The organism is Tenacibaculum sp. 1_MG-2023, from assembly GCF_030547425.1.
Taxonomy (GTDB): domain Bacteria; phylum Bacteroidota; class Bacteroidia; order Flavobacteriales; family Flavobacteriaceae; genus Polaribacter.
The window spans coordinates 78,941-91,596 of the sequence record NZ_JAUORH010000006.1 but is presented as its reverse complement, the minus strand read 5'-3'; the positions used below and the strand labels follow the sequence as shown (position 1 = coordinate 91,596).

The 12,656-nt window shown below is 31.6% G+C and carries 9 protein-coding genes; 5 read left to right on the top strand and 4 right to left on the bottom strand.

The features are described 5' to 3' along the window. Nucleotides 1-25: 25 nt before the first annotated feature. From rlmD to Q4517_RS06010, 3 genes are all read right to left on the bottom strand, one after another. Nucleotides 26-1,477 (bottom strand): 23S rRNA (uracil(1939)-C(5))-methyltransferase RlmD, encoded by a 1,452-nt coding sequence (rlmD, locus tag Q4517_RS06020; RefSeq protein ID WP_303507368.1) that lies wholly within the window; start codon nt 1,475-1,477, stop codon nt 26-28. A 113-nt stretch (nt 1,478-1,590) separates the two neighbouring features. Further along, nucleotides 1,591-2,286 carry an OmpA family protein gene (locus Q4517_RS06015; protein ID WP_303507366.1) on the bottom strand — a complete coding sequence of 232 codons (696 nt, stop codon included), beginning with the start codon at nt 2,284-2,286 and terminating at the stop codon, nt 1,591-1,593. A 13-nt stretch (nt 2,287-2,299) separates the two neighbouring features. After that, on the bottom strand, nt 2,300-2,776 hold the full coding sequence (locus Q4517_RS06010; protein WP_303507363.1) for a lipocalin family protein: 477 nt from the start codon (nt 2,774-2,776) through the stop codon (nt 2,300-2,302). Nucleotides 2,777-3,025: 249 nt separating this feature from the next. On the opposite strand from Q4517_RS06010, the gene rocD reads away from it, so the two are divergent. Then, nucleotides 3,026-4,270: an ornithine--oxo-acid transaminase gene (gene rocD / locus Q4517_RS06005; RefSeq protein WP_303507360.1), complete on the top strand. Its 1,245-nt coding sequence runs from the start codon at nt 3,026-3,028 to the stop codon at nt 4,268-4,270. A 273-nt stretch (nt 4,271-4,543) separates the two neighbouring features. On the opposite strand, the gene Q4517_RS06000 is transcribed toward rocD, so the two are convergent. Next, complete coding sequence (locus Q4517_RS06000) at nt 4,544-7,519, bottom strand: ATP-binding protein (RefSeq protein ID WP_303507358.1); 2,976 nt, start codon at nt 7,517-7,519, stop codon at nt 4,544-4,546. 294 nt (nt 7,520-7,813) lie between these two features. Between Q4517_RS06000 and Q4517_RS05995 the strand changes: the two genes are divergently transcribed. The 4 genes from Q4517_RS05995 (at nt 7,814) to Q4517_RS05980 (ending at nt 12,640) form a co-directional block, all read left to right on the top strand. Continuing rightward, on the top strand, nt 7,814-8,122 hold the full coding sequence (locus Q4517_RS05995; protein WP_303507356.1) for a hypothetical protein: 309 nt from the start codon (nt 7,814-7,816) through the stop codon (nt 8,120-8,122). A 728-nt stretch (nt 8,123-8,850) separates the two neighbouring features. Further along, the gene (locus tag Q4517_RS05990; protein WP_303507353.1) at nt 8,851-9,333 is read left to right on the top strand and encodes a hypothetical protein; all 483 of its coding nucleotides are present in this window, start codon (nt 8,851-8,853) and stop codon (nt 9,331-9,333) included. A gap of 2 nt (nt 9,334-9,335) precedes the next feature. Then, the gene (locus Q4517_RS05985; RefSeq protein ID WP_303507350.1) at nt 9,336-10,250 is read left to right on the top strand and encodes a hypothetical protein; all 915 of its coding nucleotides are present in this window, start codon (nt 9,336-9,338) and stop codon (nt 10,248-10,250) included. Next, nucleotides 10,250-12,640, top strand: a complete 2,391-nt coding sequence (locus Q4517_RS05980; RefSeq protein WP_303507347.1) for a TonB-dependent receptor — start codon at nt 10,250-10,252, stop codon at nt 12,638-12,640. Before Q4517_RS05985 ends, Q4517_RS05980 begins: the two co-directional genes overlap by 1 nt. Nucleotides 12,641-12,656 lie beyond the last annotated feature (16 nt).

The following is a 12,656-nucleotide window of genomic DNA, read 5'->3' as shown; positions in this document are numbered from 1 at the left end:
AATTAAACGAATCAACTCAATCATATTACTTCTCAAACAAAACCACCGTTTCTATATGTGATGTATGTGGAAATTGATCAACTAAACTAATCTTTTTTAATTGATATCCGTTTTTCATCAACTCTTCAGTGTCACGAGCTTGTGTAGCTGGGTTACAAGATACATAAACCATTCTATCTGCATTTAAGTTTATGATTTTCTTAAGCGTTTTTGGTGCAATACCCGCACGAGCTGGATCCAAAATAATGGTTCTTATCTTATTTTTATACTGCGGGTGTTCGTTTAAGAACTTTCCTACATCAGCAGCATAAAATTGTAAACCTTCAATATTGTTACGTTCTGCATTTTTCTTAGCATCTTCAACAGCAGAAACTACAATATCTACACCAACAATTTTAGTGTTATTCGATTTTGAAGCGATAATTTGACCAATAGTTCCCGTTCCACAGAATAAATCCATTACCACAGTATTATCTATAGCTTCTTTGTTTTCTAACGCATAATCAACTACTTTGGTATATAGTTTTTCGGCAGATTTAGGATTGGTTTGAAAAAAGCTTTTCATGCTAATTTCAAAATTTAAGCCTAATAACTCTTCAACAATTTTATCTTTTCCATATACTAATTTAATGCTTCCTGAGGTAGCTATGGTTCTATCACCAGTTTCATCGTTAATAGTATGTAATAAACCAGCCACTCTATCACCAAATAACCCTACTAAATAGTTAGCAAACTCTTTTAAATCAAATTTAGGTAAATCGTGAGAAGTGGTTACTAAGTTGAATAACAATTCGTTGGTTTTGTATGATTTTCTTACCACAAAATACCTAAAGAAACCTTCTTTTTTAGGTCCGTGCCAAGGTGCTAAACCAGTTTTTTTACAATACTCTCTAATGTTTTTGATGTTGTCTTCAACTTGTTTGTCAAATAAACCAGAATCTTTTTCAAGGTTATCGCCCATCCACCAAACACCGCGACGTTTAAAACCTAAGGTAAATTCATCTACATCGGTTTTGTTTTCACGGTCGTAACCAATGGCAGAAAAACCATATTCCATTTTATTTCTATAGTGAAATACATTAGGAGAAGCGATAAACTCATCAAATAAATCTTCAATGTTTTCAACTTTACCAATACGCTTAAATAAAGATAACGTGCTTTCTTGTTTGTATTTGTGTTGTAAATCTATAGGTAATTGAATGTAAGGTGCTCCAGGAATATCTTGATAAGGAATAGTTACTTCATCATCAGAATGTTTTAAAACATCAATCAATTTACACTCTGCATACTTCTTTTTAGATTTATCTACACGTGCTTTTACTAATTGTCCTGGTAAGGTGTTAGGAACAAAAATTACAAAAACACCTTCTTCTGAACGTATTCTTCCTATTCCTTTTCCGCCGAAGGCATAATCTTCAATTAAAATTTCAATGATTTGTCCTCTTTTTACAAACTTATTTCGTTCTCTTCTTGGCATTCTATACTATGATTTATGGTGTGCAAAATTAGGAAAAGATATGGTTTGAAGATAAAAAAAAGACCACTCATTGTAGAGTAGTCTTTTTAGGTGTAGTTTGTAAAAGTTATTTTTTATTGACGCGCTTCTTGTTTAGCTTCTTTTATCATTTGCTCGTTTGCAACAATCGCAAACTCTACACGTCTATTTTTACTTCTTCCTTCAGCAGTATCGTTTGTAGCTATAGGGTCTTTAACACCAAGTCCTTTAGTTTCAAAACGACTGTTGTTTACTCCTTTACTAGCTAAGTAGCTTCTTACAGAGTTAGCTCTTTTTTCTGAAAGCGTTTGGTTGTATTCAACTCTACCAGTACTGTCTGTATAACCATAAATTACAATATTGGTATCTCCATAATCTTTAAAAACAGGTACTAATTTATCTAAGTTAGCTTTAGCAGTAGTTGTTAAAGTAGCTTTGTTAGTAGCAAAACGAACGGCGTTTTCACCTAAAGTAAGTTTAATACCTTCTCCAACTCTTTCAACTTCAGCACCCGGTAAAGCTTCTTCAATCTCACGAGCTTGTTTATCCATTTGATTACCAATTACACCACCGGCAACACCACCTACAACACCACCTAAAATAGCTCCAAGTTCTGAGTTGTTTTTACTTCCTACATTGTTACCAATAACGGCTCCAATAACAGCTCCAGCAGCAGTACCAATAGCAGCACCTTTTTGAGTGTTGTTAGCATTTTGTATAGATTTACATGAAGTAAAAATTGTACCAGCTAAAAATAAAATTGATAAACTATAAATTATTGATTTTTTCATAATGTTTTATTAATTATTGTCTTTGAAATGAATAGGTAATGTTTTTTACTTGGCCAGCAACGTTTACTTTGTCTATTAAATCGAAGCTAGTTTCAGTAACATTTTTTATATTTAATATATATCCTTGGTTTACTTCTTTAGCTTTGTGGTTATTAATAATTTTTAAAACAAAATTACCATCTTTATTAACATACCAAGTAATTGGAGAACTAAAGTTTTTACAGTCTGTATTTGGATTGTTTAAACTCATTTCTCCTTTATTGTTGTTAGAAACAAAACTCCAGTTACTACCAATAAAGCAGTTAGAGTCTTCTAAATTAAATGAGTTTACTTTTAAGTAGTTAGAACCTGGGAAATTTACAGCAGTAATGGCCCAATTACCTTTAAGCATTCGTTCAGTTTTGTTGTCAAGTTTAGTGTTAGTTACAGATGTAGATTTACATCCGATTACAACTATTGAAAGCAGTAATAAAAATAAGATTTTTTTCATAAAATGATATTTAGTTAATTTCTTTAAAGATAAAAAAAACTGATTAACTATGGTTTTATTGCAAACCATAAAAAAAGTTATGTTGTTTGTGTTTTTAGACACTTCAAAATCTAAGAAAGTCACTTAAATTTAATAATTTTGTACTTAGGGATGATTTCTTTCCCACGCTGAATTTTCGAAACTTCTTTTTCGAAAGGATAAAGGTAGATAAGGAATGGTTATTTTATAAATTTTAAAAAATTAAGAAAAATGGCTGTTTTAGACCAATTAACTTCGCAACAAGCGATTGACTTAGAAAACAAATACGGAGCACATAACTACCATCCATTACCAGTGGTATTGAGTAAAGGAGAAGGAGTATATGTATGGGATGTTGAAGGGAAAAAATATTATGATTTTTTATCGGCTTATTCTGCAGTAAATCAAGGGCATTGTCACCCAAAAATTGTTGGTGCAATGGTAAATCAAGCGCAAATATTAACATTAACATCACGTGCTTTTTATAACGATATGTTAGGGAAGTACGAAAAATTTGCTACTGAATACTTTGGTTTTGATAAATTATTACCAATGAATACGGGTGCTGAAGCTGTAGAAACTGCTTTAAAAATTTGTAGAAAATGGGCGTATGAAGTAAAAGGAATTGATGAAAACGAAGCACAAATTATTGTTTGTAAGAATAATTTCCACGGAAGAACAACTACAATTATTTCTTTTTCAAACGATCCTGTAGCTCGTAAGAATTTTGGACCGTTTACTGATGGTTTTATCAAAATTGAGTATGATAATTTACAGGCTTTAGAAGAGGCGTTAGAAAACAACGATAATATTGCTGGCTTCATGGCTGAACCTATTCAAGGAGAAGCCGGAGTATATGTGCCTTCTGAAGGATATTTAGCCGCAGCTAAAGCGTTATGTAAAAAGCATAATGTATTATTTATAGCTGATGAAGTACAAACAGGGATTGCACGTACAGGTAAGTTATTAGCGGTAAACCATGAAGATGTTCAACCAGATATTTTAATTTTAGGTAAGGCTTTAAGTGGAGGAGCATATCCGGTATCTGCAGTATTAGCAAACGATGATATTATGAATGTTATTAAACCTGGTAACCACGGTTCTACTTTTGGAGGAAACCCTGTTGCGGCAGCGGTAGCTATGGCAGCTTTAGAGGTAGTTAGAGATGAAAAGTTAGCTGAAAATGCTGAGCGTTTAGGTAAAATTTTTAGAGAAGAGTTGGCTGAGTTTGCTAAAGAAAATGAGTTAGTAAGATTAGTACGTGGTAAGGGGTTATTAAACGCTGTTGTAATTAATGATACTGAAGATAGTTCAACCGCTTGGGATATTTGTATGAAATTACGTGACAACGGATTGTTAGCAAAACCAACTCATGGAAACATTATCCGATTTGCACCACCGTTAGTAATGAACGAAGAGCAATTAAAAGACTGTATTACTATTATTAAGAAAACAATTACTGAGTTTAAAAAATAAGTTTACAGCTTTATATATTAAAAAAAGGAACGATTTAATCGTTCCTTTTTTGTTGCTACTTATTGGTTTTTAATTGCTAAAATATAAAACTAACATTTTTATAAATGTTATTAAAAATGTTTAATAGCAAGTTAAGTGCTTTTTGTACACTTTTTTAATTGCTAACTTTTTTGGTGTACAAGTACTGTACACTTTTTATTTTATCAAATTTTTTAGTGTACAACAGTTGTACACTTTTTTAGTTGTAATTTTTTTTGGTGTACAAGAGCGTAATTAGTTTGCCATTTCATAAATATTCAGGTGTCTTTTTAAAATTCCTGAAGGTGTGTTTTTGGTCTCATCAAATATTCGGGTATCACCAAAAAGAATAAAACTTTCTTTAGCTCTGGATACTGCTACATTAAGCATGTTAGGTTTGTTGTCTCTTTCAAAGAAAAGAGTTCCTTCATCGTCATTAGAATATACAGAACTAAACAAGATAATGTTTCGTTCTGCACCTTGTAATGCGTGTACAGTACCTAGTTTAATGTTACTAACTTTATAACCAGCATCGGTTAAGGCTTTTGATAATTCTCCTTTCTGACTTGCAAAAGGCGTAATAATTCCTAAAACAGGTTCAATAGCGTCTACATTGTAGGCTTCTTGGATAGTTTCTTTATTTTGCTGTAACCAAGAAATAATAGCTTTTACTTCGCTAATGTTTTGACGGCTGTTGTATTTACGCTCACTAACTCCTTCTATATGATATGCCATCATTGATGGAAATGCTTGGTTTTCTTTAGCTTTTCCTTTCATAGGTTTTAAAATACCATCATATGCTAATTCGTTACAAAAACTAATAATTTCATCATTACATCGTCTGTGCTCTAATAAAACCAACCCTTGTTCTTTTTTGGCAGGTAGGGGAGTTTCAAATTCGCAGGCATTTTGAGCCATTTTCATAATACTTCCGCTAGAAGCTAAAAAACCTAATTCGTCTAAATGTGCATCATTTTGATTTTCAATAATATCAAGGCTTGTTAAGTTTCCTTGATCAATTTTTTTAGGAATAGACCAAATAGGTTCAATTTGTTGTAAATCACCTACTACAAAGGCTTTTTGGGTTAATGAAAATATAGGAATACTTACCTCTGGCGTAACTTGACCTGCTTCATCAATAATTAACAAATCTAAAAAGTTGAATAAAGGTAAATATTCAAAAATAGGTTTTCCGTTTTCGTTTTCTCCTTGAAATTGACTGTATAAAAAGTGACTTGGTGCTGTATAAAAAGTAGCTACGAAGCAAGGAGTAAGCATAGCTCTTCGTTTCCATCTTGCTTTTATAGCATATTCACCTGTCCCTTTTTCAGTGTTATCTTCTAACATTTCTCTGGTTTCTAGTAACCAGCGAGCTTCCCAATAATGGGTTGCTAATAAGAATGCTTTATGACGTAAATCAATATCTAACTCATCATAAAAGAAACGCTGAGTTACATCGTTAGATTTGATTTTTTCATATTCATACGCCCACATTTGTTCTTCTGAAACAAAAGGAAACCCTTTGATGTTATTTTCGTACTTCCAATTTTTTAGGCTTAAATGTGATTGCAATAGCAGATTTACATTGTTTGTACATTCTTTTATATATACTGCTGCTTTTTTAGCATCCAATAGTGTTTCAGCGTTAGCCTTAAAAATATGTTCAGTATTTCTTGATTCAAACTGAGCTTCATCAATAAAATAGTGTTTTACTTTATCAATAAAATCAGTGTCTTTTGTAGCTGTTTTTAAATCGTTTAAAACAGTTCTCCATTCTTGTAGTTTGGAGATTTTAAATGTACTTTTTTCGATGAATTCTTCTTCGTGTACGAGTATGCTGTTGATGTAGTTTACAGCATTAATATAGTTTCTAGAGTAATCAACACCATCCGCCAAAATATTTTGAATCTCAATAATTTCTTCTTGTAGATGATTGCAAACATCATCAAGTGAATTTGTTTGGGTATTGAAATACTGACAATAGTTTGTTAAAAAGTAATATTCTGCTTCTGAAATGTATTTTTCATTTTCTAGATCACAAAGTGTTCCTTCATGACCAAATAAATTTCCTTTTAAGTAATTGATATTGGCTAGTTTTTTCTCACTTTTTGAACTGGAAGGGAGATAGGTTGCATATCCGTTAAAATCAGGAATCCAACGATTGGCTAATTCTCCCATAGTACTTTCAGAATTGATAAAACTATCAATGATATTCGTTACTGCTTGGTTGTTGTTTGAGCAGGCTAAAATTATAGGAGCTTCTTCCCCGTTAATAGCAGCTTTTACAAATTCGGTAGCAACCAGGCTTTGCAATAGCGTAGTTTTTCCAGTTCCTGGAGGTCCGTTTACAGCGGTAACTGCATTTTCTTCGGCTACCAAATACGATAACAATGTTTTTCGCTGACTAACCGAAAGTGGGAACTTATTTGACATTTGCCCTAAATGCAAATGATTGTAGACTAAGAATCCGTTATCGGTAATGGCTTCTTGTCGTTTTCTAGTATATGGGTTTATAATTTTAGAGAGTACAGGTAATTCATCTGTATTTTTAAGTAGGTTTTCGTACAGGAATAAAATACTTTTTGCTGTAGAAATTTTAGAACTTAAAGCAAAATAAGTAAGCTCATATTGTGTGGTATAGCGTTCTATTTGATAACGATATAGGTTGCTAAAAGTTATGGCAGAAAATACTTCGTTAATATAGTTCCAGTATTCATCCCAAGGCACGGGGTCTTCGCTATTTTCAAAATCAGGAGAAGCTAACTCTTTTGCTTCTAAAACGGTATCGATAGAAGAAAAGATAAAATCATTCTTAACATCTGCTATAGGAGTTAGATAGTTACGAACAATTAAAGGAAATCCATCTTTTGGAGCTGATAATTGCCCTGAACGATTTACAATAGCACTAATCCAAAATGGGTGAATAGTACGTTGTTTAAATTTTGTATTGTCGGTTTGATATACTAAATGAAAAGGAGCAATTAATATTTTAGTTTCTTCTACTTTATACCACTTAGGGTTGTCTTTTTTAGTAATTCCTTTTAGTCGATTAATTCTTCGTTCTTCAACATCTAACAATTGATTAGCTTGTTTAGAACTAATAAGTGCATTGCTTAAATCGGATGATTTTTGATGAAAAAGGTTTTTTATTTTACTAATGTCAATAGCTAAGTTTTCACTGTCAGATAAGCTATTTTTATAATATTGTAACCAGTTTTTTTCGTCGTTCATAGTTATTCTCGTACCCTTGAAATATGATTTTTTTCTGTAAGAAAGGGTGCGAAAATACTATATTCAACGTATGAAAAAATAGTTTTTATATCCTTTTTATTAACGAAAAAATAAGAGGGAGGGTAGTGGGTTTGTTTTCAGTAAATTAAATTGTTATAGCTACGATGTTGCTTTTATACTAAAAAAAATTTCTATAAATATAGTTCGCTTAACGACAAGAGTTTGTAATAAAATTTTAAGTAGTAAGTAATATTTATGTGTTTTTATAATTTAATTTATTATATTCGTTGCCAAATGGAAAGTAATCGTTTAAAAAATAGCATTGCATATTTATTTCTTGTCCTGTTTCTATCAATGAAAGTAGGCGGGTTGCACGTGCTATCTCATACAGACGATAAAGACCATACATCACATTGTACGATATGTGATCATGCAGTTGCAAGTGATTTAACTCCGTTAGTTACTCCTGATACTTTAGATTTTTCAGTAGAAAACAATGAATATGTTGTTTTAAGAGAAGTAATTAAAGATTATAATTTTATTATTTCAGGAACTATTACTACGGGGCAACTTTTTTCTAGACCACCACCTTCTTTAGTGTAAGAGTTTTATTTACACATTTAATCTTTTTATTAATGTTTTTTATTCAAGTATTTAAGCAATTATAGAATATTGGCTTACATAATTCTTGTGATGAAGAAGATAAACGGAATGTAACTTCTCAGTTTTTTTAAGAGGAAAAATACAAGTTTAAAAACTCTTACCACTACTTTGTTTTTATTTTAATAACCTATTTTCTTTATTGTTTTAAAGGATTGGCTCGTAGTATATTTAGATGCAGGATTATCTTATCTGGAATATATTACAGCAACTTAAATGTCTTTACATGTTTTAAGGGTTTTACAACAGTTATAGACATTAGATAATATAAGAAGTGAGAAAAGTGCCTAAATATACTAGAGCATAGGTTATTACTAAAATTTAAATTTCAAAAGAATCTTTACAGAAATCTTTTAGTTTTTCAAAAGACTAAGTCTCATTTTGAAAAGCCTAGGAATTCTATTGGATTTATGTACCATAATATTAAAGAAGTTGCAACAAAGGGGATGCTGAAAACCTTATAAAAATAGAGTAGGCAAAACTTTAAAATTTTTAATTATGAAAACCAAAGAATCAATGATCTCAGAAATTTTAGCTGATAAGTCTAAGCAAGCAGCTGGAACTACACATTGTAGTAATTGTGGACACTGTGTTAACACTTTATAGTCCCAAATTTTTGGCGGTAGGAATTTATCCTACCGCTTTTTTTAAAAGTAAGAACAGTTAAGTATATGGAAAAAAGAGTTACAGAAGAGCAATTAGATAGGCTTCTAACTTTTAGTGACGAAAATGTAATATCTAGATTTTTAGATATGTATGATGTTACAGAAACTGAAGCTGAAGACATTTTGTTGGAAACTTTAAAGTTTTTGTATATCAGTCAAATTCCGGGAGTTTTCATCCCAGATGATTTATTAATTATAGATGAAATGTGGCATAACCTTATATTGTTTACACCTCTTTATCATAAGTTTAGCAAAGAATATTTGAACACTCCTTATTTTCATCATCTTCCTGCAACGAAAAAAGAAAAAGATGAAAGAAGAGAGGCTATGAGAATAGCACCAGATGAAGCAAAAAAAGAGTATCTCAAGAAATTGGAATTTTTGTTGTCTACAACCTACGATTATTTTGGGGAAGAAACCATTGTAAAATGGTTTAAAGTATATCCTCAAAAATACAGCAAAGAAAATATTAAAAAACTGAAAAAATAAGAATGAGCATTTTTCCCAAAAGAACCATTCAAGGTACCACTGTTACTATACATTGGAATTTTAATACAGCACACTTAAAAGATAAACATTTATGCCCATTGGTAAAAATAGGAGTAAAAGACCCTAATGGTAATGTAACAATGCTTTTTGAAAATCATGTTGTTGCTTTTCCAGAAGAAAATGAAAACAAGGAAGTAGTACCACAAAAATTAAAATATTTAAACAAAAACACCCCGCTTTTAGTGTTGGCTGCGTATTTAGAAGGAGCTTGTAAACGTGAAAAACTTGTAGAAATTCTTACCAACATACAAGCTGGTCGCCATTATTATTTTACATATAACGTTCCTGATAATGCCCCTTTAGGGAAATATACTCTCGTGTCTGAGGTGCATAATAATGGAAATATAAAATATTCTAAAACTCACGTAGATGATCATTTTTGGGTAGAAAAAGTATCGCTAATCAATGTAATAAAAGAAGAAAAAACAGCGATGGTTTACAATCATTCAAATGAGAAAACACCCGTAAAAATAGTGAGGTGTTTTATTAGCTCTGAAGGTTGTATGAAAACGGAAATGGAAGCTTTTGAAATGAGTCCAAATGAAACAAAAGCACTTTCAATTTCAACAGGTAATACTTTTTTACTCTACAATGAAGAACGAGAAATAGTGCCATTGTTAGAAGAGAAACCTACACACCTAATTAAAAATCACGAAGTATTATTAGTTAGTAAATCATCAGAACTTAATTATCTCATGAAAAAAGATACTGATGAAGCTTTTTCTCTTACGTCTGAAGCAAAAGAATTATGGGATAAAGCCGATGGATTACTTACTAAAAACAGCCTGTCAAAAAAAGAACTAGAGATATTTAAAGAAATGGAAGCAGAAGGATTGATAAAGCAAGTAAGGTTATAATGACTAAAAATTATTTTAAATCAGAGATGTTATATCTAGAAAAGTTAGGAAGAATAAAAATTATATACATATTATTTTTTAGCCTATTAACAAGTAGTTTTTTGCATTCGCAAACAGTAAAAGTTTCAGGAGTAGTAACTGACAATTTAGGGATTCCTCTATTTCAATCTCATCTCCAAATAAAAGAACTTAATAAAAATACAGTAACCAATGAAGATGGAGAATTTACATTTAAAAAGATTCCGAAAGGAAAATATAGCTTAAAAATATCTTATGTAGGTTTTAAAACAAATTATCAGACGATAGATGTTTCAGGTAAAAAAACGAATATAAAACTTACTATTCAATTAAAACCTCATCAAAATCAGCTAAACGAGGTAACTCTTGAAGGAAAATCATCAGTTCAAAGACTAAAAGAGAGTACAGCCAACGTGTCAGTTTTACAAATGGAAAAGTTTCGAGAGAGAAACATCAATACAAGTGATATTGTAAAACAAATTTCAGGAGTAAATGTCCGACAAACAGGGGGATTTGGTAGCGATGCAAAAATCTATGTAAATGGGATGACTGGGAAATCGGTGCCCTTTTTTCTAGATGGAATTCCTTTGTCATATTTTGGAACTGGATTAGGGTTAAACGTATTGCCTTCAAATTTAATAGAACAAATTGAAGTTTATAAAGGAGTAGTACCTGTAGATTTAGGAGCAGATGCGCTTGGAGGAGCGGTTAATATAATACCTAGAAAATCATATTCAGACTATTTAGATGTTTCCTATTCAGCAGGATCGTTTAATAGTCATAAAATGAGCGTGAATGCGCAATTAATGAGTCCAGACAATCAATGGATGTTTGGGGTGAATTCATTTTTTAATCACTCTAACAATAGCTATAAAGTTGATGTTGAAATACCAAACGAACAAGGAAACCCAGAACCTGCTAGAGTTAAACGGTTTCACGATAAATATTCTAACCATCTTTTAAACGTTTATGCAGGAGTTTTAGATAAAAAGTATGCAGATCGACTGGTTCTTAGTGTGCGTTATTCAGGACTTGACGATGATATACAACACAATGCTATTATGGCTCAACCTTATGGAGAGGCTACTTATAATGAATCGACTATTGGGACTTCTTTAGAATATGAAAAAAAGAATATTTTAAAGAAAATGAACATGAAATGGTATAGTGCTTATAACCGTACCAGAGGACATTTTATTGATACTACCCTGAATGCCTATACTTGGGATGGTAAAATATATCGTAAACGGACAGATGGTGGAGAAATTTCTGCCTCACGAAATTCTTTAAAATTAACCTCTCAAAATGTTTTAAATCGAGTTAATTTAAACTATCACCCCTGGGAAAAAGGAACGTTTACGTTGAATCTTTTTACAGCTTGGTTTAGAAGAGTAGGGGAAGACCCAATTGCAGCTGAGTTTTATGGAGAAGATTTTTTTAAGAATCCAACCCAGCTTTTTAAAAATGCTCTAGGAATTGCTTATGAACACCGTTTTTCAAAGAGTTTAACGAGTTACACGGCAGCAAAACATTTTTGGTTAGATGCAGATGGGTATGAAATAAAAAACCTTGAGTTTGTTCCTAACCAGCAGGAAACATCAAATTTTGGATTTTCACAATCGCTTCGTTACCATCTTACAAAATCTTTTTTAGTAAAGTCTTCTTACGAGTATGCTACGAGACTTCCTGATGAAGTGGAGCTTTTTGGAGATTTTACCTTAATAAAATCCAATCCATTTTTAGAGCCAGAACAAAGTCATAATCTTAATTTAGGTTTTCAGCTAAAAACAAGAAAGGTTAATTGGGATACGAATCTTTTTTACCGAGGAACAAACAATGTTATTTGGTTACGCACCTCTCAATTTTATTCTCAATATCAAAATTTACTAAAATCACGTACGCTTGGGGTTGATATGGAGCTGCGCTATCGTCCGGTTGATTTTCTTGATATTAAAGCAAATGCTACTTATCAAGATTTACGAAACCGTTCACCGAAAAACATTACGGGAGCTGTGGATAATCGTTATTTTAATGCAAGACTACCTAATATTCCTTATTTTTTTGGTAATGCAGAAGTACGCTACCACAAAGAAAATTTCTTGCACACAAAAAATAATATTTCAGCATGGTGGTCTGCAAACTATGTAAATGAGTTTTATCTATTTTGGGCTGTAGATGGCAATAAAGATTTAAAGAATACTATTCCGTCTCAATTTACTCAAAATTTAGGTATTACTCTTTCTCACCCAGAAAATAGATGGACGGTTACTGCCGAAGCGACCAATATATTTAACGAAAAAGTATTCGATAACTTTAGTGTACAACGTCCTGGAAGAGCATTTTATATAACACTTAGAACATTTATAAATTAAAAATAAACATCAATAA

Coding starts and splice junctions, on each gene's coding strand:
- Q4517_RS06000 (WP_303507358.1), bottom strand. CDS start 7,519: ATGAACGACGAAAAAAACTGGTTACAATATTATAAAAATAGCTTATCT.
- rlmD (WP_303507368.1), bottom strand. CDS start 1,477: ATGCCAAGAAGAGAACGAAATAAGTTTGTAAAAAGAGGACAAATCATT.
- rocD (WP_303507360.1), top strand. CDS start 3,026: ATGGCTGTTTTAGACCAATTAACTTCGCAACAAGCGATTGACTTAGAA.
- Q4517_RS06010 (WP_303507363.1), bottom strand. CDS start 2,776: ATGAAAAAAATCTTATTTTTATTACTGCTTTCAATAGTTGTAATCGGA.
- Q4517_RS06015 (WP_303507366.1), bottom strand. CDS start 2,286: ATGAAAAAATCAATAATTTATAGTTTATCAATTTTATTTTTAGCTGGT.
- Q4517_RS05985 (WP_303507350.1), top strand. CDS start 9,336: ATGAGCATTTTTCCCAAAAGAACCATTCAAGGTACCACTGTTACTATA.
- Q4517_RS05980 (WP_303507347.1), top strand. CDS start 10,250: ATGACTAAAAATTATTTTAAATCAGAGATGTTATATCTAGAAAAGTTA.
- Q4517_RS05995 (WP_303507356.1), top strand. CDS start 7,814: ATGGAAAGTAATCGTTTAAAAAATAGCATTGCATATTTATTTCTTGTC.
- Q4517_RS05990 (WP_303507353.1), top strand. CDS start 8,851: ATGGAAAAAAGAGTTACAGAAGAGCAATTAGATAGGCTTCTAACTTTT.